At 49.2% G+C, this 999-nt stretch carries 1 protein-coding gene; it reads right to left on the reverse strand.

The window, feature by feature from the left end; genetic code table 11:
• Positions 1 to 999 (reverse strand): aromatic amino acid lyase (locus AB4653_RS01770; RefSeq protein WP_372103173.1); only part of this gene is annotated, 999 nt, incomplete at both ends.

The following is a 999-nucleotide window of genomic DNA, read 5'->3' on the forward strand; positions in this document are numbered from 1 at the left end:
GTTATCGGCTGCCATTGCGACGGGCTCTGCGTGGAAGTTACCACCTGAAATGATGTCGCCATCGTCAGCGAAAACAAGCGGGTTGTCGGATACGGCATTCGCTTCAATCGTTAAAGTCTCTGCTGAGTTACGAATCTGCTGCAAACAAGCACCCATCACTTGAGGTTGGCAACGCAGTGAGTAAGGGTCTTGAACCTTTTCACAGCAAGTGTGTGATTCGCCAATTTCACTCTTTTGATCAAGCATATGGCGGTAAGCAAGTGCTGCATCCATTTGGCCACGATGACCACGAACGCGGTGTATACGAGGGTCAAACGGACGACGGCTACCTAGCGCGGCTTCTACAGACATTGCACCACACACGGTTGCAGACGCGAATAAGTCTTCAGCTGCAAACAGACCTTCTAATGCAAATGCTGTCGATGCTTGTGTGCCGTTTAACAGAGCTAAGCCTTCTTTCGGAGCGAGTGTTATTGGCTCCAAGCCTGCGATCTGCATTGCTTCTAAGCCAGTGATGATCTTGCCGTTGTGGCGTGCTTGGCCTTCACCTAGCAGTACCGTACTCATGTGGGCGAGGGGAGCAAGATCTCCTGAAGCACCCACAGATCCTTTTTGTGGAACACATGGGTAAACCTGTGCGTTCACAAGATCGATAAGGGCATTAATCACTTTGAGGCGGATACCAGAGTAACCGCGAGACAAGCTGTTAATCTTTAACACCATCATCAAGCGAACAGTTTCATCAGACATGAATTTACCAATGCCCGCCGCGTGAGAAAGCACGATACTTTTCTGTAGTACTTCTAAATCCTCAGGGGCGATTTTGGTATTTGCTAACAAGCCAAAACCCGTGTTGATGCCATACACAGTGCGATCTTCAGCAATCACTTGTTCGACAACGTGCATGCTCGCTTCTATATCAGGAATCGCTGCAGGATCGAGAGATAAATTCACAGGGCTACGGCTAATCTTACGCAGTTCAGGCAGGCCTAGAAGTCC

Origin of the sequence: Vibrio sp. 10N.222.48.A3 (assembly GCF_041475345.1) — a bacterium.
Classification (GTDB): Bacteria; Pseudomonadota; Gammaproteobacteria; order Enterobacterales; family Vibrionaceae; genus Vibrio; species Vibrio tasmaniensis_A.